This is a genomic window from Amycolatopsis bullii, assembly GCF_014654205.1.
Taxonomy (GTDB): Bacteria; Actinomycetota; Actinomycetes; order Mycobacteriales; family Pseudonocardiaceae; genus Amycolatopsis; species Amycolatopsis plumensis.
In genome coordinates, this window is sequence record NZ_BNAW01000021.1 from 24,351 (window position 1) to 48,500 (window position 24,150).

The 24,150-nt window shown below is 72.8% G+C and carries 25 protein-coding genes; 16 read left to right on the forward strand and 9 right to left on the reverse strand.

What is annotated here, in order from left to right; all coding sequences use genetic code 11:
• Positions 1–11: 11 nt before the first annotated feature.
• Positions 12–1,679 carry an alpha/beta fold hydrolase gene (locus IE317_RS22955; protein WP_191313478.1) on the forward strand — a complete coding sequence of 556 codons (1,668 nt, stop codon included), beginning with the start codon at positions 12–14 and terminating at the stop codon, positions 1,677–1,679.
• On the opposite strand, the gene IE317_RS22960 is transcribed toward IE317_RS22955, so the two are convergent.
• Positions 1,663–3,285 carry a DUF6461 domain-containing protein gene (locus tag IE317_RS22960; protein WP_191313332.1) on the reverse strand — a complete coding sequence of 541 codons (1,623 nt, stop codon included), beginning with the start codon at positions 3,283–3,285 and terminating at the stop codon, positions 1,663–1,665. The two genes, IE317_RS22955 and IE317_RS22960, sit on opposite strands and share 17 nt — an antisense overlap.
• A 335-nt stretch (positions 3,286–3,620) precedes the next feature.
• Here IE317_RS22960 and IE317_RS22965 point away from each other — a divergent pair, with 335 nt between their 5' ends.
• A complete protein-coding gene (locus IE317_RS22965; protein WP_191313333.1) occupies positions 3,621–4,019 on the forward strand; it encodes a helix-turn-helix domain-containing protein in 399 nt (132 codons plus the stop codon).
• Positions 4,020–4,443: 424 nt separating this feature from the next.
• Here IE317_RS22965 and IE317_RS22970 read toward each other — a convergent pair whose 3' ends face one another.
• On the reverse strand, positions 4,444–7,470 hold the full coding sequence (locus tag IE317_RS22970) for an AfsR/SARP family transcriptional regulator (RefSeq protein ID WP_191313336.1): 3,027 nt from the start codon (positions 7,468–7,470) through the stop codon (positions 4,444–4,446).
• 268 nt (positions 7,471–7,738) lie between these two features.
• Here IE317_RS22970 and IE317_RS22975 point away from each other — a divergent pair, with 268 nt between their 5' ends.
• From IE317_RS22975 to IE317_RS23005, 7 genes are all read left to right on the forward strand, one after another.
• The gene (locus tag IE317_RS22975; protein WP_191313338.1) at positions 7,739–8,968 is read left to right on the forward strand and encodes a hypothetical protein; all 1,230 of its coding nucleotides are present in this window, start codon (positions 7,739–7,741) and stop codon (positions 8,966–8,968) included.
• Positions 8,965–9,483 (forward strand): hypothetical protein, encoded by a 519-nt coding sequence (locus tag IE317_RS22980; RefSeq protein WP_191313340.1) that lies wholly within the window; start codon positions 8,965–8,967, stop codon positions 9,481–9,483. Before IE317_RS22975 ends, IE317_RS22980 begins: the two co-directional genes overlap by 4 nt.
• Positions 9,484–9,777: 294 nt before the next feature.
• On the forward strand, positions 9,778–10,107 hold the full coding sequence (locus IE317_RS22985) for a MerR family transcriptional regulator (protein WP_191313342.1): 330 nt from the start codon (positions 9,778–9,780) through the stop codon (positions 10,105–10,107).
• Between the two features lie 206 nt (positions 10,108–10,313).
• Positions 10,314–11,747 carry a cellulase family glycosylhydrolase gene (locus IE317_RS22990; protein WP_229902865.1) on the forward strand — a complete coding sequence of 478 codons (1,434 nt, stop codon included), beginning with the start codon at positions 10,314–10,316 and terminating at the stop codon, positions 11,745–11,747.
• 111 nt (positions 11,748–11,858) lie between these two features.
• Positions 11,859–12,233, forward strand: a complete 375-nt coding sequence (locus IE317_RS22995) for an ArsR/SmtB family transcription factor (RefSeq protein ID WP_191313345.1) — start codon at positions 11,859–11,861, stop codon at positions 12,231–12,233.
• Positions 12,230–12,718, forward strand: coding sequence for an SRPBCC family protein (locus IE317_RS23000; RefSeq protein ID WP_191313347.1), 489 nt, complete (start codon positions 12,230–12,232; stop codon positions 12,716–12,718). The genes IE317_RS22995 and IE317_RS23000 overlap by 4 nt, the downstream gene beginning before the upstream one ends.
• 1 nt (position 12,719) lies before the next feature.
• The gene (locus IE317_RS23005) at positions 12,720–13,286 is read left to right on the forward strand and encodes a TIGR03086 family metal-binding protein (protein ID WP_191313349.1); all 567 of its coding nucleotides are present in this window, start codon (positions 12,720–12,722) and stop codon (positions 13,284–13,286) included.
• A 7-nt stretch (positions 13,287–13,293) separates the two neighbouring features.
• Here the strand turns inward: IE317_RS23005 and IE317_RS23010 are convergent, their stop codons facing one another.
• Positions 13,294–13,674 (reverse strand): VOC family protein, encoded by a 381-nt coding sequence (locus IE317_RS23010; RefSeq protein WP_191313351.1) that lies wholly within the window; start codon positions 13,672–13,674, stop codon positions 13,294–13,296.
• Between the two features lie 122 nt (positions 13,675–13,796).
• Here IE317_RS23010 and IE317_RS44655 point away from each other — a divergent pair, with 122 nt between their 5' ends.
• Both IE317_RS44655 and IE317_RS44660 read left to right on the forward strand, forming a co-directional pair.
• Positions 13,797–14,402 carry a hypothetical protein gene (locus IE317_RS44655; RefSeq protein ID WP_229902866.1) on the forward strand — a complete coding sequence of 202 codons (606 nt, stop codon included), beginning with the start codon at positions 13,797–13,799 and terminating at the stop codon, positions 14,400–14,402.
• A complete protein-coding gene (locus tag IE317_RS44660) occupies positions 14,403–15,089 on the forward strand; it encodes a cellulose binding domain-containing protein (RefSeq protein ID WP_229902867.1) in 687 nt (228 codons plus the stop codon). It begins immediately after the preceding gene.
• A 3-nt stretch (positions 15,090–15,092) separates the two neighbouring features.
• Here IE317_RS44660 and IE317_RS45600 read toward each other — a convergent pair whose 3' ends face one another.
• The 3 genes from IE317_RS45600 to IE317_RS23025 are packed head-to-tail and all read right to left on the reverse strand — an operon-like array spanning position 15,093 to position 16,064.
• Positions 15,093–15,479, reverse strand: a complete 387-nt coding sequence (locus IE317_RS45600) for a hypothetical protein (protein WP_415306542.1) — start codon at positions 15,477–15,479, stop codon at positions 15,093–15,095.
• A complete protein-coding gene (locus IE317_RS45605; RefSeq protein ID WP_415306543.1) occupies positions 15,472–15,696 on the reverse strand; it encodes an alpha/beta fold hydrolase in 225 nt (74 codons plus the stop codon). Before IE317_RS45605 ends, IE317_RS45600 begins: the two co-directional genes overlap by 8 nt.
• Positions 15,696–16,064 carry a DUF1330 domain-containing protein gene (locus tag IE317_RS23025; RefSeq protein ID WP_191313353.1) on the reverse strand — a complete coding sequence of 123 codons (369 nt, stop codon included), beginning with the start codon at positions 16,062–16,064 and terminating at the stop codon, positions 15,696–15,698. The genes IE317_RS45605 and IE317_RS23025 overlap by 1 nt, the downstream gene beginning before the upstream one ends.
• Before the next feature lie 72 nt (positions 16,065–16,136).
• Here IE317_RS23025 and IE317_RS23030 point away from each other — a divergent pair, with 72 nt between their 5' ends.
• The 5 genes from IE317_RS23030 to IE317_RS23050 all read left to right on the forward strand — a co-directional run bounded on the left by IE317_RS23030 (position 16,137) and on the right by IE317_RS23050 (position 21,032).
• Entirely contained in the window at positions 16,137–16,727 is a 591-nt protein-coding gene (locus IE317_RS23030) for a TetR/AcrR family transcriptional regulator (protein ID WP_191313355.1), read from the forward strand.
• Positions 16,728–16,759: 32 nt separating this feature from the next.
• Positions 16,760–17,758, forward strand: a complete 999-nt coding sequence (locus IE317_RS23035; RefSeq protein WP_191313357.1) for a LacI family DNA-binding transcriptional regulator — start codon at positions 16,760–16,762, stop codon at positions 17,756–17,758.
• 141 nt (positions 17,759–17,899) lie between these two features.
• Positions 17,900–19,246 (forward strand): ABC transporter substrate-binding protein, encoded by a 1,347-nt coding sequence (locus IE317_RS23040; protein ID WP_191313366.1) that lies wholly within the window; start codon positions 17,900–17,902, stop codon positions 19,244–19,246.
• 8 nt (positions 19,247–19,254) lie between these two features.
• Positions 19,255–20,199, forward strand: a complete 945-nt coding sequence (locus IE317_RS23045) for a carbohydrate ABC transporter permease (RefSeq protein WP_191313368.1) — start codon at positions 19,255–19,257, stop codon at positions 20,197–20,199.
• A 17-nt stretch (positions 20,200–20,216) separates the two neighbouring features.
• Positions 20,217–21,032 carry a carbohydrate ABC transporter permease gene (locus IE317_RS23050; protein ID WP_191313479.1) on the forward strand — a complete coding sequence of 272 codons (816 nt, stop codon included), beginning with the start codon at positions 20,217–20,219 and terminating at the stop codon, positions 21,030–21,032.
• Positions 21,033–21,048: 16 nt separating this feature from the next.
• On the opposite strand, the gene IE317_RS23055 is transcribed toward IE317_RS23050, so the two are convergent.
• The 3 genes from IE317_RS23055 to IE317_RS23065 form a co-directional block, all read right to left on the reverse strand.
• The gene (locus tag IE317_RS23055) at positions 21,049–22,059 is read right to left on the reverse strand and encodes a DUF5914 domain-containing protein (protein ID WP_191313480.1); all 1,011 of its coding nucleotides are present in this window, start codon (positions 22,057–22,059) and stop codon (positions 21,049–21,051) included.
• A gap of 106 nt (positions 22,060–22,165) precedes the next feature.
• On the reverse strand, positions 22,166–23,056 hold the full coding sequence (locus IE317_RS23060) for a MerR family transcriptional regulator (protein ID WP_191313370.1): 891 nt from the start codon (positions 23,054–23,056) through the stop codon (positions 22,166–22,168).
• A gap of 202 nt (positions 23,057–23,258) precedes the next feature.
• Complete coding sequence (locus IE317_RS23065) at positions 23,259–24,131, reverse strand: YhjD/YihY/BrkB family envelope integrity protein (RefSeq protein ID WP_229902868.1); 873 nt, start codon at positions 24,129–24,131, stop codon at positions 23,259–23,261.
• Positions 24,132–24,150 lie beyond the last annotated feature (19 nt).

Sequence of the window (24,150 nt, forward strand, 5' to 3'; positions counted from 1 at the left end):
CTGGACTGGCGGTGGCGGTCTCGGTCCTGGTCGCGGCCACGGCGCCCGCTGCCGCGACCACGCCCGACCCGCTCGCGCCGTACCGGAGCCAGGAGGTCTCCTGGGGCACCTGCCCGTTCAAGCAGCGGAGCCAGCCCCACCCGGTGCAGTGCGCGCGGATCACCGTCCCGCGGGACTGGGCGGCCCCGTCGGCGGGCACCGACCTGCAGGTGGCGATCAGCCGCGCGGCCGCCACCGGCAGCAGGCAGGGCGCGATCCTGGTCAACCCCGGCGGGCCCGGCGGCCGGGGCACGTCGCTCGCGGGTGCGCTGGCCGGGCTGGAACCGACGGTCAACGAGCACTACGACATCATCGGGATGGACCCGCGCGGCACCGGCCAGGAAGGCGGCACCGACGAGGGGTACGTGTGCCGGGTGCCGCTGGGGCGGCTGCCCGCGGACGACGACCTCGACGCCCGCGACCGCTCGGCGGAAAGCATCGCGCTGCACCAGCGGACGCCGCGCGTGCTGGCCGAGGCCTGCCAGAGCGACGCGCTCGCGCCGTTCATCACCACCTGGCAGACCGCGCACGACATGGACCTGATCCGCTCGCTGCTGGGCGACGGGAAGCTGAACTACCTCGGCTTCTCCTACGGCACCTGGCTCGGCGCCAAGTACGCGTCGCTGTTCCCGGAGCGCGCCGGCCGGATGGTGCTCGACTCCAGCGTGAACTTCGAAGGCCGCCTCCAGGCCGCGTTCGAAGCGTTCCCGAAGATCGACCAGCGCCAGTTCGACCGCGTCTACGCGCCGTGGCTGGCGCGGCGGTTCCCCGACCAGCTCGGCAAGACGGCGGGCGAGGTCAAGGCCAAGTGGGAGAAGCTGCGGGCCTTCTTCAAGACCAAGGGCATCCCGCCGGACGATTTCGACTCGGTCTTCGTCGGCAACGGCAGCACCCGGCAGTGGATGACCGGAGCGCTGATCCTCACCAAGGGCGCGGCGGCGCTCGACGCGGCGGCCGCCACCCCGCCGCCCGCCGCGCTGCGCAGCGACCTCGACCGGGCGTCGCGGGCCGTCTTCGGCCGCCCGGCGGACCGGCTGACCGCCGACGACGTGGCGGCGGACCCGCCGGAGCCCGACTACGCCGACGTGCCCGGGACCCGGCTGGCCGTGGCGTGCGGCGACCAGCCGACGCGGACGGCGAGCTGGTACAAGCTGCTGAGCGACCTGCAGGGGCCGGCCTACCCGCTGTTCGGCTGGGCGTACGGCCTCAGCGAGGCGTGCGGCTTCTGGTCCGATCCGCCCCGCCAGCAGCTGCCGACGCTCTCGCCGGCCGCCGCGAAGAACATCCTGGTCGTCCAGGGCGAGTTCGACCCGCAGACCGGCTACGAGCAGGCGGAGGCGGCGGCGCGGGCGGCCGGGATCCCGATGATCTCGGTGGCGGATTCGCCGTTCCACGGCCAGTACGCGGTGAGCGGCAATTCCTGTGTGGACGATCTGGTGAACGGCTTCTTCCTCGGCGGGAAGCGGCCGGCGGCCACCATCTGCCCCGGCGTCCCGCTGCCCGGGGAGCACCAGGTGTACCCGGTGCCGGGCCCGGCGGGCGAGCCGTCGCGGGCGACGTCGCCCGCGCCGCGGGACGCCCGCTCGAGTGTCCGGGAACGGCTCCAGGACGACATCAGCGCGGTCAACCGGGGTCGCTGATCCGGTAGGCCACCCCGGCCCGGTCGATGTCCTCCAGGTCTTCCGGGTACAGCCCCCGTCCGGTGAACCGCTCGACGGCGACCAGGCCCTTCTCGGTGCTGTCGCGGTAGTTCTCCAGGTCGAGCCCGGCCAGCGCCGCGGCGACGTCCTCGTCCGCGGACGGCCGGCTCAGTCCCGGCTCGAACGAGGTGAGCACTTCGCCGCCGCGGGCGAGCGACAGCTGCTTCACCGCGTTGACGTTCCAGAACATGCTCGCCGCCCGGCCGGCCCGGGACGCGGCGGTGAGCACGGACGCGTGCGAGCCGAAGTAGCCGTTCTCCTCGATCGCCACCACGACGCCGTCGAGGTCCAAGACCGCCAGCCACGGGTCCGCGTACGCCTCGCGCAGCTCGTCCAGCGGCTCGGGCCGGGCGGGGTCCGCGCCGAACGCGCGGATGACGTCCGCCGCCGGGAGACCGGTGGCCACGGTGACGGTCGCCGCCACCGTCAGCCGGGACCGCCCGATCCAGCGGTAACGCGCCTCGGGCCGGTCCACGACCGGCGGCTCCGGCTCGCCGCGCAGGCGGTGGCCGAGGCGGTCCGCCCGGGCGTGCACCACGGGCGGCTCGGGCGGCGCCGCCCAGATCCAGAGGTCGTAGCTTTCGGTCTCGGGGTCGTCGCGGCCGTAGGCGTGCACGCGGACGCGGTAGTCGCCGGGCCACGGCGGCGTCGTCACGCCCCCGCCGACGCCGGCCGAGCCGTGCTCCGCGTGCCAGCTGAGGTCGACGACTTCTTCCCAGCCCAGGGTTTCCGCCGCGGCGGGCGGCTCGGCCAGCACCCGGACCCCCACCCGCACCGAGCCGTTCTCCGTGCCGGTGCGGACGACCACACCGCCGTCGGCGGCCTCCGCGAGACCGTTTCCGGCGAAGTCGCCGAAGACCGGGAAATCGCCTTCGGCCAAGGCGAAAACGTGCTCGCGGACGTCGACGAACGCGCCGCCGGACTGCGGCAGCCGGTACTCGGCACGCTGCTTCTCCCGGACGGCCGCTGCGTAGCCGTCCGGCATCGGCCTCGCGCGCAGCAGGCTTGCGGCCGTCCCGACGGCCATCCCGACGATGCCCGCGACGCCGGGGTGGCCGGTTTCGCGGGCGGCGATCGTCGCGATCACCAGCGCGGTCGCGAGGTGGTGGGCTCCGTGCTCGGCCGCGATCGCGGCTTCGTCGCCCTCGGCGGTGTCGCCGGCCGGGAAACCCGCGGCCAGCTCCGCCACCAGCTCGAAGAGACCGGGCCGGGTGTGCGCGAGCAAGCGGGTTTCCCGCAGGGCTTCGGCTTCGCCGCCGGAGGTGAGGAAGCCGAAGCTGCCGTCCGGCGGCGGCTTCAGCGCGCCCGCGACCGGCGGCGCCGGAACCTCCAGCCGGGCCACGGTCAGCTCCACGGCGCCGTGCACCCGCTCGACCACCCACGCCGGCAGGGCCCGGAGCGCGGCCGCCAGCGCGGGCTCGTCCGGGAACCGGTGCGGCTCGGGCTCGAACCGCAGCCGGCCCAGCACCGCGGCGGGCGCGTCCGGGATCACGGCACGGACGACGGGCACGGCGGCCGCCACGGCGGCGGCAAGATCCTCCCCCATGCGACCCACTGTGCCAGAAACCGGGGCGCCGCAACGTTCACCCGGGCGAGCTTTTGGTGTCACTTTTCCGGGACAGCGAAGATCGAGGAGCACCCCGCCCCGACGGACCCCGTCCCGAACCGGAAGGCCGCCCGTTCCCTCCCCGTCCCAGCCCGGTGACCCCGCGGTGACCCCGGCAAACGCAAACCTCGCTCGTACGGGCGAGCCGGTAGAACACGTCTGGCGGTGTACGCCTCCTCGTCCATCCCTTTGCCTGGAGGAACACCTCAGATCGCCCGGGACGGCTCCGGCCGCCCGGCGATACCGGATCAGCTGTTCGGGGCGGCGGTGATCTCGTGACCGAGGCCGGGGAAGAACACGAGCCGAACCGGCGGGCGCACCGGCTTCCCGCCGAAGTGCCGGCCGGGGAAGCGGCCGAACTGAAACGCCGGTACCTGGCCGGCGCCACGTTGAGCGCCCTGCTGGCGGACTTCGACGGCAGTTACCGGACGCTGCGCGCCGTTTTGCAGGAGCAGGGAGTCACCTTCCGGGCGCCGCAGCCGATGACGCCGCCCGCGCCGCCCGGATTGGTCGAGACCTATGCCAGTGGGAAGTCGATCATCGAAACGGGCCGCGCCTTCGGATTGGGCCGGGACATCACCAAACGCATGTTGCTCGACGCCGGCGTGGAACTTCGCGGACGGGGACGGCCACCGAGGTCGCCGTCCACCGGATCCGACTTCACCGATTTCTGAGCGGCCGAGGCGCCCGGCGGGGGATCCGGGCACCTGGGCTACTCAGTAGTAACGCCAGAAGAAGGGCAAGCACGCGATCACGAAGAAGGTGAACAGCGTGCCTTTCCAGACCAGCGGATGCGACAGAAGACGCTTCAACTCGACACCTCGGGGGGTGATGCGACTGCTCGTATCAGCAGCCGTTCTTTAATGGTGTCGAGCACAATAGCTTAACGCATCTGTCACTCAATGTGGGGGTACACCTATCGATCCAGTGACGACAGACCCACCTGAATGACGATTTCGTGGGCAACGCGAAACTGTTTCACACGTTCGAGTCGACTTTTCCCACGAATGTGGCGGGCCGTGATGCAGGGAGCCACCGCTCGTGATCATAGACCGCGGCCATTGGTGGGCCGTTACGCGCGGCTGCTACCCCGAACGATCACCAGTGGTCCGCAGCGATTCCGCGTCGAGAAGTCGACTCGAGCCGCTCGTCGCCCGAAGACGACAACCGCGGCGAGGGCATCGCCACCGTGTCACGCTCGCCGTCCCTCGCCTGCGGGACCACCGCCGAATCCAGCTCCGCCAGCACCGCCTCGATCCGCTCGGCCTGCCCGACGCGTTCCCGGTCGCGGAACAGCCGTGCGGCGCGCTCCCACAACCGGCGGGCGTCGTCGATGTTGCCGCGGTCCAAGAGGATTCTCGCCAGGGAATCCATGGCCCTCCCCCGTCCCGTCGCGTGCCCCGACCGTTCGGCGAGCTCCACCGCGCGGTGGGCGTGGCGCAGGGCCGCGCGGTCGTCGCCTTCGGCGTGGCGCAACCGCGCCAGGACGGTGTTCAGCTTCATCGCCGCCGGGAGGTGCTGGCTCTCGTCCATCAGGCGGGCCGCCCGAGCGCACTGGTCGCCCGCTTCGCCGTGCCGTCCCATCCGGGTCAGCAGGTCACCCAGGGCGATGTGGGTCCGGATGCGGCCAGGGCCGTCGGCGATGCGCTCCCGCAGCGCGAGGGCCTCCCGGTACAGCCCGAGCGCGTCGAGCTGGTGGCCGCCCTGCTCCAGCAACGCGTCCGCGAGCCGGTGCAGGGCCGCCGCGCACCGCTCGGGGTCGCCCAGCGCCCGCGCCGCCTCGAGCGTTTCGCGCAGCATCGTCACGGCCTGGTCCACCCGGCCGGCGTGCAGGTGCCGCCGTGCCATGTTCAGCATCACCGTCACCCGGCCGATCCCGATGCCGTGGGCGTCGACCAGCCGCAGCGCCGCCTGCAGGTACGGCTCGGCCTGGGCGTCCTGACCCATCAGCAGCAGGACCTGCCCGAGGTCGTTGAGGCTCGAGGCCTCCACGTACGCGTTGCCCACCCTGGCGGCCGTGGCCGCGGCGACCGTGAACCCGGCGATGATGTCGCCGAAGTGGCCGTGGAGGTCGAACACGTCGGCCGTGAGGGACGGCAGGGTGAAGGCGATCTCGGGCAGGCCCGCTTCCGCCGCGAGCCCGACCGCGGCCGTCAGGGTCGGGCGTTCGCGCAGGATCCACTGCCGGGCCGACGCCTGGGTGGTGAACCGCACCGGGGTGACGTCCGCACCGGTGCGCGGCAGCTCCAGCCGCTCCCGCCCCGGGTACACCGTCCGGTGCGCTTCGTAGGCGGTCAGCAGGTAGAACTCCAGCAGCCTCCGGCGCGCCGCCACGCCGTCGGCCAGCTGCCGCGCCAGCGACTCCGCGTACAGCTGCAGCAGATTGTGCACGCGGTAGCGGTCGAGATCGCCCGGCTGCTCGATGAGGTGCGCGGCCACCAGCACGGCCAGCGACTGCCGCACCTGCGACACCGGCCGCCCGTCCGCCGCGGCGATCGCGTCCGACGCCACCTCGGCGCCGGGGTGCAGCCCCAGCAGGGCGAACGTCCGCCGCTCGGCGGGCGGCAGGCCCTGGTAGGACAAGGTGAACGCCGAGCGCAGGCTGCGTCCGGGCCAGTCGCCGTCGTTGCCGACGTCCAGCAGCATGTCCGCGTCGCGCAAGGCTTCCGCCAGCGTCAGCAGCCGCATTCCGGTCCGGGCCGCGGCGCGGACCGCCACCAGGGTCAGCGCCAAGGCGTTGCCCTGGCACAGCCGCACCAGGGCGGCCATCCCGGCCGGGTCCTGGCGGGCGCGCGGCCCGATCCGCCGCTCCAGCAACGCCCGCGCCGCGTCCGCCGACAGCGGCGCCACCGTCACCACCGGACTCGGCCGGGCCGCGAGCAGGGCCGACAGCCGCTGCCGCGTCACCACCACGACCGTGCACTCCGCCAGCACCGGCAGCAACGGCTCGACCTGGTCGGTGCGGGCGACGTTGTCCAGCACCACGAGCAGGCGACGGCGCCGCAGCAACCGGGTCAGCCGCGCGGCCCGCGCCACCGGGGAGACGATTTCGTCGACCTTCACGTCGAGCAGTTCCAGCAGGAGCTCGACGACGTCGGCCGCCGACGCGCCCGCGACCTGGCCGTCCCCGCGCAGGTCCAGCAGCACCACGCCGTGCGGGTAGCGGTTCGCCGCCCGGTGGGCCCACTTCAGCGCGACCGTCGTCTTCCCGACGCCCGGCCCGCCGGTCAGCATGACCACGTCCGCGCGCGGCAGGCCGGCCGAGTCCACGGTGAACGCGTCGAGCTCGGCGAGGACGGCTTCGCGGCCCACCACGCCGTCGACGTCGGGCGGCAGGTGCCAGACCGCGGGCAGCCCCGGTTCTCCGTCACGCGGGTCTTCCCCGGCCGCGGGGATCGGAGCCGCAGGCGCGGGGAACGGTGCCGCGCCGGGTTTGATCACCTCGTTGTAGACGGCGAGCAGCTCGGCGGCCGCGTGCAGGTCGCCGCATTCCTGGAACTCGCGGCGGACGCGGCGGAAGTACTCGGTCGCCTCCAGCGCCCGCCCGGCGGCGACGAGGGCGCGGATCCGCAGCTTCACCAGGCTCAGTTCCAGCGGGTGGGTGAGGTCGAGCTCTTCGAGGCGGGCCACCGCGAGTTCCGTCTGCCCGAGCAGAAGCTGTTGCGCCGCAAGGAACGCGTTGGCCGGGACCCACTCGTTGCGCGCCCACCTCAGCCGCCACTCGCCGGCGGCCTCGGTCCGCAGGCCGGTCAGCGGCTCGTCACGCCGCAGGCGCACCGCGGCCGACGCCTCCACGTGCGCGCGGTCGTGCTGCCCGCGGTCGTGGAACTCCCGCGCGCGGGCCATCAGCGCACGGAACCGGTGGTAGTCGATCCGCCGGAGGTCGACGTCGAGCCGGCAGCCCGCCTTGCCGATGGTGATGTCCGCGTCCACGCCGTCGGCCTGGAACATCTGCCGCAGCCGGGCGCCGGCCTGGTGGAGCGCCCCCAGCGCGTCCCGCGGCGGGTTTTCGTGGTCCGCCCACACCCAGTCCACCAGGGTGTCCACCGCCACCAGCCGATCGGGATTCGCGAGCAGTGCCGCCAGCACCTGGCCCGGCCGGCCGCGGACGGGTTTCACATCCATATTCCCGTGCATAAGCAGAGCCGTTTGCCCGAGAATTCCGAACCCGATTTCCATCAGATCCCCTCCCCGCGGCGAGCCGTGACGCCGCCCCTCTCCGCCCACGGCATTTTCGCATTACCCACCGCGAACTACCAGGTCACGGCCGCAAGTGTCCGGAAATGACGATCTTCGTCGATCCATTGTCAAGATGGTGAACAGCAGGCCAAACCCGGTTTTCCGGCTCGCCGCGCAGTCTGGTGACAGTTTTCGGACAGCGAGGGAGAAACACATGACCGAGACGAGCTGGGTCCGCAGTCCCGTCGGGCGCGCCGACCGGCACTACGCCACGCGGTGCGGCACCAAATCCGTTCTGGTGCTGGTTCCGCACCCCGTCGCCGGCACCCGGTTGTTCGACCTGCTGCCGCTGCTCGAAGCCGACCACCGCGTCCAGGTCGTCTTCACCGACCCCGAAGCGGGCGACAACTGGCAGGCGGGACAAGCCTTCCTGCGCTCCCACGGCGGCGTCGTGCTGCCCTGGCCGCAGGCCCGGCGCAGCGAGTTCGACCTCGTGCTCGCCGGCAGCACCCGCGGTCTCGACGACCTCGCCGCGCCCACCCTGCTGGTCCCCCACGGCGGCGGGTTCGGCCAGTACCGGCCGTGGCGCCCGCCGGACACCGCCGTGCCGCGGCCGCGGCACCACGGCACCGGACTGGACCCCGACCAGCTGATGCGGAACGGCCGGCTTCGCGCCGACGCGCTCGCGCTGGTCCACGACCGCGAGCACGCCCTGCTGGCCCGCGAGTGCCCGCAGGCGCTGCCCGCCGCGGTGGTGACCGGTGACATCGCCCTCGACCGGCTCACCGCCAGCCTTCCCCACCGCGACCACTACCGGCGGGCGCTCGGGGCGGCCGACGGCCAGGAAGTCGTCGTGGTCACCTCCACCTGGTCGCCGCGCTCGGCGTTCGGCCGCCACCCCGGCCTGTTCGACGACGTCCTCGCCGAGCTGCCGGGTGACCGCTTCCGGGTGGTCGGGGCGCTGCACCCGAACATCTGGGCCCACCACGGCGCCTGGCAGGTCCGGTCCTGGCTGGCCGACGCCCTGCGTGCAGGGCTCGTGCTGATGCCGCCCGAAGAAGGCTGGCGGGCGGCGCTGGCCGCGGCCGACTACGTGATCGGCGACTACGGGTCGGTCACCGCCTACGCGGCGGCCGCGGGCGCCGCCGTCCTGCTCGAGAACACGCCGGGCCAGCCGCTCCTGGACGGCACGCCGACCGCGGTCCTGGCCCGCCGGACGCCCCGCCGCCGGCACGACCGGGCGTTGCCGCCGCAGCTGGCCGCCGCGCGGAAAGCCCGTGACCGCAACGGGCTTCCCGAGCTGATCCGCGGACTGCTCAGCTCGCGGCCCGGGGAAGCCGGGCGGCTGCTGCGACGCACGATGTACCGGCTGCTCGGCCTGCCCGAACCGGCCCGCGGCGTCCCCGCTTCGCCCGTCCCGCTCCCGGTCCCGGTGGCGGCATGAGCGGCCACGAACACCGGATCGCCGTGACCCGCACCCCGTGGCCACCGCTCACCTGCTGGCAGCACCGGCGCGGTACCGCGGTCAGCACCGGCCCGGACGGCGGCGTCCGGGCGAAACTGGCCGACCTCGTGGTGACGCCGCCCCGGCCGTGCCTGGCCGAGGGGTACGGGAGCCTGGCCGCCACCTTCGCCCGGTTGCCCGGGCTCACCGTCGCCGCGGTGCCCGTCGGCCACGGCGCCTGCCTGCTCGGCGACCGGTCCGGCGGCACCGCGCGCGCCGACGGCGTCCCGGCCGAACTCGCCGCCGTGGCCGTCCACCTCTGGCTGACCTCCGGGCGACGGCTCGACGCACTCGGGCCGGTGCGCGCCGACGGTTGCCCGGGTGGACCGGGAGAGCCGAGCTGCGAAGACCCCGCGGGCTGCCACGGCGATCTGGTGGCGGTGGCCGGACGTCAGCTGCTCCGTCTTGCGTTTGCGCGTCCGCAGGCGGCAGAAAATCTGCTGTGGCGAAGGTAGACATTCGGTGGCGGACGTGGGTAACATTCTTGGCGTACCGAGAAAGACACGAAAGGAAGGGAACGGGACCATCATGGGATCGCCCGCAGCGGCCCGGTAGCGCCGCGCGGGTGCCGTAGGCCCATCGAGTTCGGAGGTGGTGCTCGGTCACGGATGAGCGATCCCCGCGCCGACCGGCTTCGGGCCGGGCGCGGGAAGCCGGCGGTCACGCCGGCCGGCAATGGTGAAACCCAACCTTTCGAGGACCCCGGGCGCCGTCGACGGCGCCCGGGGTCCTTCTGATGTGGAGGTGGAATGGTCCCCGACGGGGAAAGACCGGCAGCGCCCGGAAATCTCGACGACGAGCACTACCCCGGCTACACGATGGGCCGCGCGGCGGACCTGCTGGGCACCACCCAGGGCTTCCTGCGCAGCCTGGGCGAAGCGGGCCTGATCACCCCTCAGCGGTCGGCCGGTGGCCACCGGCGGTACTCCCGGCACCAGCTGCGCCTGGCCGCGCGGGCCCGCGAGCTGGTCGACCAGGGAACGGCCGTGGACGCCGCCTGCCGGATCGCCATCCTCGAAGACGAGTTGCGTGAAGCCCGCCGGCTCAACCGGGCCCTCCAAGGGGAATCCGAAGCCTGAGATCGTCCCCAGCGGAGTGATCGAGCACGGTGGCCCGGCCGCCGGTGTCGCCGTGGCCCCACGTGCCTCCGGTGTGCACGTATGTCCCCGCCGCCGCTCATCGCCGTGGCCGCGGCGAGCGCGAGGCTCCCGGCCAAGACCTCGGGCCGCCGGTGACACCCGCCGGACATCAGCGGTGGAGCACTCTTGACGTCCCCCGGTGCTGGATGCTCTCATTCCTGGGAGCGCTCCCAGTCAGTCGAAACCTTCGAACACCGGATCTGAGGGAGTTCAATGAAGCGCTCCATCGCTGCGCTGGCGGTCGCCGGCGCGACGGTTCTCGGCGGCACGGCCGTGCTCGCCATGCCGCAGGCTTCGGCCGCCGCTCAAAAGGCGGCTTCCAGGCCGGGGTCAAGATCACCAACCTCGGCGACCCGATCACCGGCTGGTCGCTCCGGTTCACCTTCCCCGACAGCGGCCAGAAGGTCGCCCAGGGCTGGAACGCCACCTGGTCGCAGTCCGGGGCGACCGCGACCGCCGCCAACGTCGACTGGAACCGGACCCTCGCCACGGGTGCCGCCGCCGACCTCGGCTTCACCGGCACCACGACCGGCGCCAACCCGACACCGGCGTCGTTCACCCTGAACGGCGTCACCTGCACCGGGTCGACGACGACCACCACCACGCCGACCACGCCCACGACCCCCACCACGACCACCACGCCGTCCCCCGGCGGCACCCCGCTCGCCGCCAACGGGCAGCTGCACGTCTGCGGCGTCCACCTGTGCAACGAAGCGAACCGGGCGATCCAGCTGCGCGGCATGAGCACGCACGGCCTCCAGTGGTTCGACTCCTGCTACAACGACGCGTCCCTGGACGCCCTCGCGAACGACTGGCACGCCGACCTGCTCCGCATCGCCATGTACGTGCAGGAAAAGGGTTACGAGACGAACCCGGCGTGGTTCACCGACCGGGTCAACACCCTCGTCGGCGAGGCCGAGGAGCGCGGCATGTACGCGATCGTCGACTTCCACACCCTCACCCCGGGCGACCCGAACTACAACCTCGACCGCGCCAAGACGTTCTTCGCCGCGGTGGCCGCGCGCAACGCGGCCCGGAAGAACGTGATCTACGAGATCGCCAACGAACCCAACGGCGTCAGCTGGAGCTCCATCAAGTCCTACGCCGAGCAGGTCATCCCGGTGATCCGCGCCGCCGACCCGGACGCCGTCGTGATCGTCGGCACCCGCGGGTGGTCGTCGCTCGGCGTGTCCGACGGCTCCGACGAAACCGAGATCGTCAACAACCCCGTCAACGCCACGAACATCATGTACACGTTCCACTTCTACGCCGCCAGCCACAAGGACAACTACCGCGCCACGGTGAGCCGGGCGGCCGCGAAGCTGCCGCTGTTCGTCACGGAGTTCGGCACGGTGACCGCCACCGGCGGCGGCACGCTCGACCAGGCGAGCACCACGGCCTGGCTGGACCTGCTCGACCAGTTGCAGATCAGCTACGCGAACTGGACGTACTCCGACGCCGACGAAAGCAGCGCCGCACTGCAGCCGGGCACCTGCGCGGGCCGCGACTACGGCACCGGCCGGTTGACCGCGTCGGGCGCCCTGGTCCGGAGCCGGATCGCCACGCCGGACCACTTCTGAGCACCGGGCGGGGTTCCGCGCGCGGAACCCCGCCCCTTCTCAACCTTCAGGTTGACAATACGCGAGTCCCGCCCTACCGTCTTGCTCAACCGAAGAGTTGAGGAAGAACCGGTGGACGAAGACAGCGAGCGGCTCAACCGGGTGTTCGCGGCACTGGCCGACCCCACGCGGCGTGATCTGGTGGCCCGGCTGGCCGGCGCGGACGCGACCGTCGGCGAGCTGGCCGAGCCGTACGACATGAGCCTCCAGGCCGTCTCCAAGCACGTGAAGGTGCTGGAGGAGGCCGGTCTGGTGACCCGCAGCAAGGACGCCCAGCGCCGTCCGGTCCACCTGGATGCCGAGGTGTTCGACCTGATGACCAAGTGGATCGAGCGGTACCGGCGGCAGGCCGAGGAGCGCTACCGGCGCCTCGACGCGCTGCTGGGCCGCATGGCCGGCGAGGAAACCGGGCCCCGGGAAGCCCGCCCCCGAAAGGACGCGTCATGACCATGGCGAAGTACGAAACCGAGATCCTGGCCGACGAGAAGGTGCCGACCATCCGGCTCGTCCGGGAGTTCGACGCCCCGCCCGCGCAGGTGTTCCGCGCCCACGTCGACCCCGAGCTGTACGCGCAGTGGGTCGGGCCGCACTCGGTCACCACGAGGATCACGCGGTGGGACGCGCGCACGGGCGGCGAGTGGGCCTTCGCCAGCGACCGCGGGGGCGAGGAAATTGCCGCGTTCCACGGCAGCTTCCACGAAGTGCGCCCGGACGAGCGGATCGTGTGGACGTTCACCTACGACGGCGAGCCCGACAACGTCGCACTGGAAACCCTGACCCTGGAAGAACTCGACGGCGGCCGCACCCGGCTGCGGGTGCTGAGCGTGGTGGCGGACTTCGCCACCCGCGACGGCATGCTGTCCAGTGGCATGGCCACCGGGATCAACGAAGGCTACGCCAAGCTCGACGACCTGCTCGCGAAGGATGCCTGAAATGACCTCGACCCCCACGGGCCCCGCCCGGCAGCACGCCTCCGAAGCCGCCCGCTTCGCCGACCTGGTCGAGTCGGCCGCACCCGGCGACTGGGCGCGGCCGGCCCCGGTCGCGGGGTGGACGGCGCTCGACGTCGTGCGGCACCTGGTCGAGTGGCCGCGCGGCTTCCTCCGCGGCGCCGGGATCGACCTGCCGGCGCTGGACGTCGACGCCGACCCGGCCGGCGCCTGGAAGCACCACACCGCCGACATCCAGGCCATCCTCGACGACCCCGCCGGGCGCGTGCTCAGCAACCCGCACACCGGCGACCGGCCGGTGGACGAGGCGATCGACCAGTACTACACGGGCGACGTCTGGCTGCACTCCTGGGACCTCGCCAAGGCCCTCGGCCGCGAGCCCGACCTCGGCGAGGAACGCTGCGCCGAGGCGTTGACGGCGATGCGGCCGATGGAGCGGATGCTGCGCGACAGCGGCCAGTTCGGCCCGGCGGTGCCGGTGGACGACACCGCTCCGGCGCAGGACAGGCTGATGGGCTTCCTCGGCCGCGACCCGGCCTGGCGGGGCTGAGGTTCCGTTACGGCCAGACGCGGGCGAGCCGTTCGAACGTCTCCGGCTCGCTGTGCACGGGCACCACGCAGAGCAGGTGCCCGCCGGGCGCGCGCAGGGTGTGGCACTCCAGCCAGCGAGAGACCGGTTCCGCGCCCAGCGCGGTCAGGCGCGCGACCTCCGCCGTCACGTCGTCGGTTTCGATGTCGACGTGGTAGCGGGGTTCGCCGTCGATCGCCTGGACGTCGAGGAGCAAGCCGGGCAGTGCACCGTCCAGCGTGGTGAACTGCTCTTCACCCGCCACCGGGCGGGCCGGCGCCCCGAGCGCGGCCGACCAGAACGTCGCGGCCTGGCCGGCCTGGCCGGCGGGCGTGTCGATGAAGATCCCGAACAACCGGCTGCGGTGCATGCCGCGAGGTTACCGGCGATTGACAAACGGCGGGTGCGCGGAGGACTCTGGGAGCGCTTCCAGAGATCGCCGCCGGGGCCGCTTCCGCCTGCCGCGGCACCCGCAGGGCGGAAGGAGAGTCCATGGGATCCGCCTCCCGCCGGATGGCCGCGCGCCCGGGTGTGCTCGCGGTGATCGCCGCGCTCGTCGTGGGTGTTTCCGTGCTGTGGCCCTGGAAGTCGGGCGCCGCGCCGGCCGCGCCCATCACGGGCAACGCCACCCACTTCGACGCGCTCGGCGCCCCCTACGGTGGCTGCGGCCCGCCGCAGGACGTGCTCGACGCGCCGGACTTCGTCGCCCTCAACGTCTACAACACCCCCGGCGACTACAGCTTCTACCCGCGGCCGATCCCGCCTTCGCAGGCCGCGAAGATCGGCCTGTGGGACAACGGCCGCAACTGCGGGCGGTTCGTGCAGGTCACCATCGGCGACTACTGCACCGGCGTCAACGACGGCGCGCCGGGACAACCGTTCTGCCGCAACGGTTCCTGGGTGACCGACGGGTACGCCGGCGCCCAGCTGACCATGGTCGTCGCCGACAGCTGCGGCGACTCGAACGCCTGGTGCCGCGACGATCCCGGGCACCTGGACCTCTCGACCGCGTCGCTCAACCGGTTCGTGAAGAACGGCGTGCCGGTCGGCGACATGAACCCCGCGCACTGGAACAACCGGCGGGTCTCGTGGTCCTAGGTGCCCGCGCCGAACTACACCGGCGACCTGAAACTCGGCTTCCTCCAAGGCGCACAACGATATTGGACGGCCATCGCCGTGTCGCACCTGCCGAACGGCGTGCACGGCGTCGAATTCCTCGGCGCGGATGGCAGCTGGCAGCAGGCGCCGCCGGACAGCGACCTCGGGCAGGCCTTCCTCATCGGCCCGACCGCCACGGCGGGCACCGCGTACGCGATCCGGGTCCGCGACGCGAGTGACACGCTCGTCAACGACGGCCGCGTCTACCGCTTCACGTTGCCCGACCAATGCCTTTCCGGCTGCGCGGCCGCCTACACCGGGATCAGCTACACGACCGGGACCAGCACTCCCCCGACGACTCCCACCACGACGACCACCCCGGCCGGTGCGTCGTGCGCGGTGACCTCGGCGGTCACGTCCTCGTGGAACGGGGGCCACCAGCTCGAGTTCACCGTGAAGAACACCGGCTCGGTTCCGCTGACCGGCTGGACGACGGCGTTCTCGTTCGCGGGCGGCCAGCAGGTGACCAACTCCTGGAACGCCGCGGCGACCCAGACCGGCCGGCAGGTGCGGGCGGCCAACCAGGCCTACAACGGAACCCTGTCCGCCGGGGCGACGACGACGTGGGGTGCCGTCGTGACCGGCTCCGCCGAGCCCCTCGCCGAACTGGCCTGCACCGCCCGCTGAGCGTCAGCGGACCGTCGCCCAGAACCCGGTCAGCACCGCGGCGGCGCGACCCGGGTCGTGGGTCATCCACCAGTGATTCGCGCCCTCGAGAACAGCGACCCGGGCACCGGCGCGCGCGGCCGCCCGGCGGCGTTGTTCTTCGGTGCCGGCCACCTGGTCGGCCGTGGCCAGGATGGCGAGACCCGGCCGGGCCGCCGCCCGCTCCAGCGGCAAACCCAGCCCGGGCTCGTCCGCGGACCGGTACACGGCGAGCACCGCCCGGCCCATCGCCTCGTCCTGTCCCGCCGCGACGCCGGCCGCGACGGCCCGGCCCATCCCCCGCTCGACCAGCACCGCCGTGCGCGCCTCGGCCGTGCCGCCGAACCGCGCCGCGACGTCGGCCTCACCCACAGCCGGTGTCCGCCAGCGGCGGGCGAGTTCGTGCCGTTCGTAACTTGCCCACCAGCCAGTCGCGGTAGTCCGCGTGGGTCGCGCCGAACCCAGCGGGCAGGGGCGCCCCGAAGCCGGGTGGCGAAAGGCAGACCACGTCCGGGCGGGCGAGTTCCGCCAGCAGCGGGTCCCAGACCGCCGCGGTCTCCGGGTTGCCGTGGACGAACACCGTGGGCATCAGGCCCCTGCCGGCGTGGTCGGCTGCAGCACCGATTCGACCAGCGCCTCGGTGCGCAGGTGGGTGATCGCTTGGTACTCGGGGTCGCGGACCATGGCCGCGAAGGCCTGCCGGTCCGGGTAGCGGACGAGTACCACCATGTCCCACGCCTGGCCGTCTTCGGCGACGAGCGCCGGGCCGCCGGTACCGAGGTACTCCACTTGCAGGCCGTAGCGGGGGTTGAGCTCGCGGCGGAGGGCTTCGGCGTAGCGGTGGTAGCTCTCCCGGCCGCCGTCCGGGCGGAACCGCAGCAGGTTGAGCATCACGACCGGGCCGCCCGGGTCGTCGGCGAGCAGGGCGTCGAGGGCGTGCTCTTCGATTTCGATCATCAGGACCTCCTGGCGCCCACCCTACACATCCTTGTTGGGCAACACGCAAGTTAGTTTGCTAGACTCCGGATCATGCGCCGCACCCAGCAGGAACGCCGCGACCAGGCCGAAGCCGCGCTGCTGACGGCCGCCGCCGAACTCGTCGTCGAGCAGGGCGTGCGGTCACTGACCCTCGCCCGCGTCGGGGAACGCGCCGGGTACAGCCGTGGCATCGTCACCCACCACTTCGGCGGCAAGCAGGCGCTGGTCGAACGGCTCGCGCGGGCCACGCAGGCGGGGTTCGTCCCCGGCCTGGAAGACCGGCCACCCGGGCTCGATCGCCTGCTGCGGCTGATCGACGGCTACCTCGGCGAGCTCGGCCGGACCGGCGTGTTCAACCAGGCTTTCCTGCTGCTGTGGGCGGAATCCGCCACCCAGCCCGAGCTGGCTCCGATCTTCCGCGAGCGGGACGCCGCCTTCCGCGCCGACCTGCGCGAAGACGTCGAGGCCGGGATCGCGGACGGCAGCATCGAGGCGAGCGTCGCCCCCGGCGAGGTCGCGACCGCCGTCGTCGGGCAGCTGCGCGGGATCGCGCTGCAGCGGCTGCTCGATCCGGGCAGCGTCGACACCGAGGCACTGCGCCGGAGCGTCACCGGCCAGTGGCGCCGGGCGCTGACCCCTTAGGCTCGGCGTCTTACCCGGAGGGAGGTGACGGCGTGACCGAACGCGGGCGGCTGCCGCGCGTCAAGCGCGTGACGATCGAGGACGTGGCCCGGGAGGCCGGCGTCGGGCGGCAGACGGTTTCGCGGGCCCTGCGCGATCTGCCGGAGATCGCCCCGGACACCCGCGAGCGCGTGCTGGCGGCGGCGACCCGGCTCGGCTACCGGCCGAGCGCGCTGGCGAAGGGGATGCGCACCCAGCGGTCGGACGTCATCGCCCTGATCGTCTCCGACATCGCGAACCCGTTCTACCCGGCCGTGGCGCGCGGGGTGTACGACGCGGCGGAGGCCGCCGGCTGCAGCGTCGTGCTGTACAACACCGACGCCGACCCGGGCCGGGAACGCGACGCCGTCGAGGACGCGCTGGCCCGCTCGGCGCGCGGGGTCGTCGGCTTCTTCTACGGCATGCCCGACGACGTCCTGGCGGATTACGCGCGCTCGGTTCCGCTGGTGGTCGCCGACCGGGAGCTGCCGGCGGAGACGGCGGCTTCGGTGTGCAACGACTTCGCGACCGGCACCGCGGCGGCCGTCGAGCTGCTCGCGCGACGGCCGGACGCCTGCCTCGGCATGCTGGACAGCTCGGTCGGCGTCGCGGTCGACGAGCGGCGGCTGGCCTTCGTCACCGCCTGCGCGGCGCTGGGCTTCGGTGACGTGTCGGCGCGGATCGTCCAGGGACCGCCGACCATCCCGGGCGGCACGGAAGCCGCTCGGCAGCTGCTGTCGGAGTGGCCCGAGGTCAACGGCATCTTCGCGTTCAACGACCTGATGGGCATCGGGGCGGTCCAGGCGGTGCTCGCCCGCGGCGGCGCGGTGCCGCGGGACTGCGCGGTGGTCGGCTTCGACGACCTGGAGATGTCGGCGTACCTGAACCCGCCGCTCAGCACGGTCCGGATCGACAAGTACGACCACGGTCAGGCCCTGGTCCGCGCCCTGCTGGCGGACACCGCCGACCGCATCTCGCTGCCGGTTTCGCTGATCACCCGCGCGACCGCCTGAGGCGAATCCGTCGACAGCCGCCCTTGACGGGGTCACGCCGAGGTGCGCATACTCCCCGAGTGCGACGGCCGGGAACATTCCCGGGAACGTTCCCGAACTCCTGCGCCGAGCTGCAGCTGCCCCGCGAAAGGACCGAACGCAATGACGCGTACCCCTTCCCCGACGAAACGGCTCCGCCGGTGGGGCGCCGTCCTGGCCGCCGCCTCGCTCGCCCTGGCGGGCTGCGGCAGCGCCGACTCGGCCGCCCCCGCCGCGGCCGGCTGCGCGCCCTCGGGCGGCAAGGTCGAGCTGTCGTTCTGGTCCTGGCTGCCCGGCATCGACCAGGCCGTCGCCCTGTGGAACCAGGGGCACCCCGACATCCACGTCACCGTCGAGCAGACGCCGCAGGGCAACCAGGGCACCTACAACAAGATGTTCACCGCGCTGAAGGCGAACCAGGCGCCGGACCTCGGGCAGGTCGAGTTCGACTCGCTGCCCGGTTTCCGCGTCCAGCAGGGCCTGCGCGACATCTCGGCCTGCCCCGGCGTCGCGGACGCCAAGTCCAAGTTCGTGGACTGGACGTGGGCGCAGGCCTCGGTCGGCGGTGACGGCGTCTTCGCCATCCCGCAGGACACCGGCCCGATGGGCTTGTTCTACCGCAAGGACCTGTTCGAGAAGTACCAGGTGCCGGTGCCGACGACCTGGGACGAGTACGCGCAGGCCGCGAAGACCCTGCACGCCGCGGACCCGAACCTGACGATCACGCATTTCCCGCAGAAGGACGTCAACTGGTTCGCGGGCCTGGTGTGGCAGGCGGGCGGGCACTGGTTCACCCAGGACGGCCAGCAGTGGAAGGTGAACCTCACCGACCCCGCGTCCACCAAGGTCGCCGACTACTGGCAGAACCTGCTTTCGCAGGGCTTGGTTTCGAACTACCAGGGCTTCTCCGAATCCTGGAACAAGGCACTGGACTCCGGCCAGATCGCCACCTGGACCGGCGCCGTCTGGGGCGTCGGCACGATCGCCAAGGCCGCGCCGTCGACCGCCGGGAAGTGGGCCGTGGCGCCGCTGCCGCAGTGGACGAAGGGCGGGCAGCGCTCCGGCAACTGGGGTGGCTCGACGACCGCGGTGTTCGCCGGGACCAAGCACCCGGCCGAAGCGGCGCAGTTCGCCCTGTGGCTCAACACCGATCCGCAGGCCCTGGCCATCCTGACCGCCCAGGGCGGCATCTACCCGGCCACCGTCGCCGCCCAGGAGTCGGCGAAGGCGTCTCCCGAGAACACGCAGTTCTTCGGCGGCCAGGACGTCGACGCGGTGTTCCGCGAGGCGGGCAAGGGCGTGAGCCAGGACTTCACCTGGGGACCGTCGATGGAACAGACCTACGCCCACGTCCGCGACGGGTTCGGCGCCGCGCTCGCCGGAAACGGGACGCTCGGCAAGGCGCTCACCGAAGCCGGCGCGGCGACGATCACCGATCTGCAACGCCAGTCCATCCCCGTGGCGAAGTAGGGACGACGATGGTTGTCGCAGCGTCCCAGACCGTCGCCGGCGCCCCGCCCCGCCCCCGGGTGGCGCGCCGGCGGCGGGCGAGCGGCAGCGCCCGCGCGGCGTGGCTGCTGCTCACCCCGTTCCTGCTCGGGTTCGCGGTGTTCTACGTCGCCCCGATCGTGGTGGCCGTGGTGAAGAGCTTCTCCGCCGTCACCCGGACCTCGACCTACGGCCGTCCCGTCGAGGTGTTCGCCGGTCTGGGCAACTACACCGCGGCACTGGGCGACGCCGGGTTCGTCGGCTCGGTCGGCCGGGTGCTGCTGTTCGGGGTCATCCAGATCCCGGTCATGCTCGGCCTCGCGCTGGTGCTGGCGCTGGCCCTGGACTCGGCGGTCGTACGGTTCCGGCGGTTCTTCCGGCTGGCGTTCTTCCTGCCGTACGCGGTGCCGGGCGTGATCGCCGCGGTGATGTGGGGCTTCTTCTACGCCCCCAACCTCTCGCCGGTCAACCAGCTGCTCGACCCGGCCGGGATCCACCCGGACCTGTTGTCCGGCAACGTGATCCTGTACTCGATCGCGAACATCGTCACCTGGACGTTCACCGGCTACAACATGCTGATCCTCTATTCGTCGCTGCAGGCGATCCCGCCCCAGCTCTACGAAGCGGCCCGGCTCGACGGCGCGTCCGGCTGGACGATCGCGTGGCGGATCAAGGTGCCGGTCATCGCGCCGTCGCTGGTGCTGACCGGGGTGTTCTCCATCATCGGCACCTTCCAGCTGTTCACCGAGCCGCAGGTCATGGCGGGCGTTTCGAGCGCGGTCTCGTCGTCCTACACGCCGTCGATGGCCGCCTACGCCCAGATTTCCGCCCAGAACCACGGCCTCGGCGCCGCGATGAGCGTGCTCGTCACCCTGCTCATCGCGGTCCTGTCGTGGCTGTTCTTCCGGATCACCCGCGCGAGGGCCGCCCTGTGACCACCCGTTCTTCCGCCGTGGTGACCACGGCGATGTTCGTCGCCGCGGTGTACTTCCTGCTGCCGGTGGCCTGGCTGGCGATCTCCGCCACGAAGTCCGCGTCCGACCTGTCGACGACGTTCGGCCTCTGGTTCTCCGGCAACCACCTCGGCCAGAACCTGCACGACACCGTGACCTTCGGTGACGGCCTCTACCTGCGGTGGCTGGCCAACAGCGCGCTGTACTCGGTGGTGGGTGCCGCGGCGGCCACGCTGCTGTCGGCGATGGCGGGCTACGCACTGGCGAAGTTCACCTTCCGCGGGCGGGGGCTGACGTTCTCCGCGATCCTCGCCGGGGTCCTGGTCCCGCCGACTGCGCTCGCCGTGCCGCTGTTCCTGATGCTGGCGGGCGCCGGGATGACGAACACGGTGTGGTCGGTGCTGCTGCCGAGCACGATCAGCCCGTTCGGGGTCTACCTGGCCCGGGTCTACGCCGCGGCGTCGGTGCCGGACGAGCTCCTGGAAGCGGGCCGCATCGACGGCGCCGACGACGTGCGCATGTTCTACACCGTCAGCCTGCGCCTGATGGCCCCGGCGCTGATCACGATCTTCCTGTTCCAGTTCGTCGCGATCTGGAACAACTTCCTGCTGCCGCTGGTGATGCTGACCAGCGACCGGCTGTACCCGGTGACCCTCGGGCTCTACACCCTCAACACGCAGATCACGCGGGACCCGGACCTGAAGGCCATCGTGGTCACCGGCTCGCTGCTGTCGATCATCCCGCTGATCCTGGCTTTCCTGGCGCTGCAGCGCTTCTGGCGCACCGGGCTGGCGGCGGGCGCGGTCAAGGACTGAGGGCGGCCGCCTCCGGTCAGCGGCGCTCTTCGCGCAACGCGTACCTTCGCTCGGCATACGCGAGATCGTCGCGCCACAACCGTTCGGCCGCGCGCCGCATGAGCGGCCGCAGCACCGGCGCCAGGCCGGCCGCCTTCGCGAAACCGGGCCGGTCCGACGCGGCGATCGTCGCCTCGATCACGGCCGTGCGCGGGCGGCCGTCGGGACCGGGGCCGAGCGGGGTCGCGTGCGTTTCCACCACGCTGCCCGTGCCCTCACCGTCCACAATGGTCATCAGCACCGTGCGGGGGCCCGGGCAGGTGAACTCGGCGACCACCGGGACACCGATCTTCCCGGCCAGCCGGAACGTCACCTCGACGACGAACCGGTCGTCGGCCTCGGCGACGTCGACGCCCTGCGGCGCCGACAGCACGCGCAGCCGCGCGAACGAGTACGGGTGGAACCAGGCGCCGTGCCACGGGTCGAGGCGGTTGGCGACGACGTCTTCCGGCTCGCAGGTCCCGGTCAGCGTCGCCACGGCGTCGACCGTGGTCCCGGCCGGGCGGACCGGCACGATCGGCCGCTCGGTGGGCGGTTCGCCGCCGATCCGGTCCAGGCGGACCCAGGCGAGCACGCCGTCGTCGTGGGACGGCAGCGCCGTCCAGCCCGGACGGCCCGCGCCGACGCGCAGGCCGTGCCACCGGCAGACCAGCTCACCGCAGTGCACGCGCGCCTGCTCGAGGGGCGCGCCGAGATGGGGGCACGCGCCGGGGCCGACGAGCAGCGCGCCGTCCGGCCCGCGCCACGCGACCAGCTCGCGGCCGCCCACCCGCACCCCGAACGGCCGGTCGGCGCGGATTTCCCGGGCCGCGGCGAAGACGAACCAGTTGCCCGACGGGCGGGCGCCCGCCCGCTTGACCGCGGCCTCGATCAGCGCGGGACTGCAGTCGGCGTAAGTGGGCTCCTGGCGCGCCCACGCCGGCTCGCGGAACGGCTGCACCGGCCACCGCGCCGGCCAGCGCTCGATCACCTGCCGCTTGAGGTCCACCGGACGCGCTCCCGCCTGCCACCGCCGGCCGAGGAGGCCGGCACGCGAGTCATCCTCGGGCATGTGGAGCGATTGCGCAACGCTTTCGCGGGTGCCGGGCGCGGGTTCACGCCTTCAGGCGTTCGGTGGCCAGCTCGAGGGCGGCGGCCAGGTCGTTGACCCAGGGGACGTCCCGCTCGATCAGGTTCTCCCAGCCCGGGCCCGCCGTGGCGACGTCGAAGCCACGCCGCCGCAGCCGCCGGGCCAGCAGGTCGTCGGCGGTGCCGGCGGACATCGACCACAGGAACACGACGACCGGATCGAGCTTGGCCGCGACGGCGACCGTCGTCTCGGCGGGCACCATCTGCCCCAGGTGGACCGCCGGGATGCCGACCTCCACCATGGCGGCGCGCAGCACCTCCATCGGCAGGCTGTGCCGCTCCTGCGGGCAGCAGGCCAGCAGCACCACCCGGCCGGGCGGGGTGTTCGCGAAGCCGGCGCCGTAACGCTGCAGCGCCAGGGAGATCTCGCCGGTCAGCGCCCATTCGGCGTCGAAGCAGACGTCGCCGCGCAGCCAGCGGCCGCCGAGGTGGTGCAGCACCGGGACGAGCACCTCGGTCCACGCCGCGGCCGGGCCGAGCGCGTCCAGCGTTTCGTCGAGCAGCGCGGCCAGCGACGCGAATTCGAGGTCCTCCGCGGCGCGTTCCAGCTCTTCGGCCCGCTGTCCGGGGGAAATCTCGGGGACCGCCTCGCCGGCCGGGGAGAACGCCGCGGCGGCGGCTTCCCTGGCCCGCATGCCCCGGTCGATCAGCCGCTGCATGTACTGCAGCCGCCGGACGTCGGCGTCGGTGTACCGCCGGTGCCGCCCGTCGTCGCGCAGCGTGGGGCCGACCCCGTAGCGCGCGGCCCAGGTGCGCAGCGTCACCGGCGAGACGCCGAGCAGCTCGGCGACCTTTCCGGGCGTCCACGAGCCCCCGGCCCGGGGCTCGTCCCGGCCACTCACCGCGTCGACGTCCATCCGCACCACGTTCCCACACGCCAGGGACGTCCACCGGCGCGGTCACCACGCGGTGCCGCCCCGGCGGAACAGCCGCGACGGCTGTGTCCGCTTCAACGGATACGGCATCCGGCGCCCGTCCGGAACTCCCCGCACCCGGGAACCACCCACAGAGGAGCATTTTCGTGACCCGGATCACAGTTTATTCGGCGGGCGCGTTGTTTCACGGGGACCGGGTACCACCCCGGCTCGGTTCCGCATCGATCCCCGCCGCGCCCAGGCGGGTGCGTTCGGCGCTGAGGGTCAGCCGGTAGCCGAACAGGAGCAGCACGTGGAGCAGGTAGAGCCAGAGGATCAACGCCGACACCGCACCGACCGCCGCAAGGCCGCCGAACGGCACACTCCAGTCCAGCGGGATGGCCAGGAACAGGAGGAACCCGTGGAAGAACCCGGCGAGCACGGCCGCCACGGCGAACGCGCCCACCACCAGCGGCCCGCGGCGCACGCCGCGCGGGGCGCCGCCGGCGAACACGATCGCGGTGACCACGGCGATGATCAGCCAGTCGATGTGGAACGACAGCGTGATGCCCCAGAACGTCGCCCAGCCGCCGCGGGTGTAGTAACCGGCCACCGCGTCGGCGGTGGCCAGCGGGGCGATCGCCAGGGTCGGGCCGAGCACGAGGACGGGCACGAACATCAGCCGTCCCCGCCAGCCGACGAGGGCCCCGGCGGGCTGCCCGGCGACCTGGACGAGGCCGCGCAGCAGGCCTTCGCCGTAGAAGGTGGCCGGGAGCAGGGTGACGAGCAGCGCGGTCCACGGCGTGCCGAGCGCGGCCGTGGCGAGGGCTTCGAGCGCCGCTCCCGGCCCGTGTCCGGGCGGCAGCGCGTCCGCCCAGCGGGCGACGCCGTGCCGGACGAACTCGGGCGACCCGAGGACCGCGGCACCCCGCAGGGCGACGAGCACCAGCGGGACGACGGCCGGCACGGAGAAGAACGTGACACCGGCGGCCCACAGAGACAAGTCGCGGCCGCGGAGTTCCCGGGCGGCGTCCCGCAGGACGACGCGCGCCCGGCGGGCCACCTCCCGGGCGCTCACGACGGCCCTCCGGAGCTCG

Coding starts and splice junctions, on each gene's coding strand:
- IE317_RS22985 (WP_191313342.1), top strand. CDS start 9,778: ATGGTCCCCGACGGGGAAAGACCGGCAGCGCCCGGAAATCTCGACGAC.
- IE317_RS23030 (WP_191313355.1), top strand. CDS start 16,137: ATGCGCCGCACCCAGCAGGAACGCCGCGACCAGGCCGAAGCCGCGCTG.
- IE317_RS23025 (WP_191313353.1), bottom strand. CDS start 16,064: ATGATCGAAATCGAAGAGCACGCCCTCGACGCCCTGCTCGCCGACGAC.
- IE317_RS23005 (WP_191313349.1), top strand. CDS start 12,720: ATGACCTCGACCCCCACGGGCCCCGCCCGGCAGCACGCCTCCGAAGCC.
- IE317_RS22960 (WP_191313332.1), bottom strand. CDS start 3,285: ATGGGGGAGGATCTTGCCGCCGCCGTGGCGGCCGCCGTGCCCGTCGTC.
- IE317_RS45605 (WP_415306543.1), bottom strand. CDS start 15,696: ATGCCCACGGTGTTCGTCCACGGCAACCCGGAGACCGCGGCGGTCTGG.
- IE317_RS22970 (WP_191313336.1), bottom strand. CDS start 7,470: ATGGATGTGAAACCCGTCCGCGGCCGGCCGGGCCAGGTGCTGGCGGCA.
- IE317_RS22980 (WP_191313340.1), top strand. CDS start 8,965: ATGAGCGGCCACGAACACCGGATCGCCGTGACCCGCACCCCGTGGCCA.
- IE317_RS22990 (WP_229902865.1), top strand. CDS start 10,314: ATGCTCTCATTCCTGGGAGCGCTCCCAGTCAGTCGAAACCTTCGAACA.
- IE317_RS44655 (WP_229902866.1), top strand. CDS start 13,797: ATGGGATCCGCCTCCCGCCGGATGGCCGCGCGCCCGGGTGTGCTCGCG.
- IE317_RS23040 (WP_191313366.1), top strand. CDS start 17,900: ATGACGCGTACCCCTTCCCCGACGAAACGGCTCCGCCGGTGGGGCGCC.
- IE317_RS23045 (WP_191313368.1), top strand. CDS start 19,255: ATGGTTGTCGCAGCGTCCCAGACCGTCGCCGGCGCCCCGCCCCGCCCC.
- IE317_RS23010 (WP_191313351.1), bottom strand. CDS start 13,674: ATGCACCGCAGCCGGTTGTTCGGGATCTTCATCGACACGCCCGCCGGC.
- IE317_RS23000 (WP_191313347.1), top strand. CDS start 12,230: ATGACCATGGCGAAGTACGAAACCGAGATCCTGGCCGACGAGAAGGTG.
- IE317_RS22975 (WP_191313338.1), top strand. CDS start 7,739: ATGACCGAGACGAGCTGGGTCCGCAGTCCCGTCGGGCGCGCCGACCGG.
- IE317_RS23060 (WP_191313370.1), bottom strand. CDS start 23,056: ATGGACGTCGACGCGGTGAGTGGCCGGGACGAGCCCCGGGCCGGGGGC.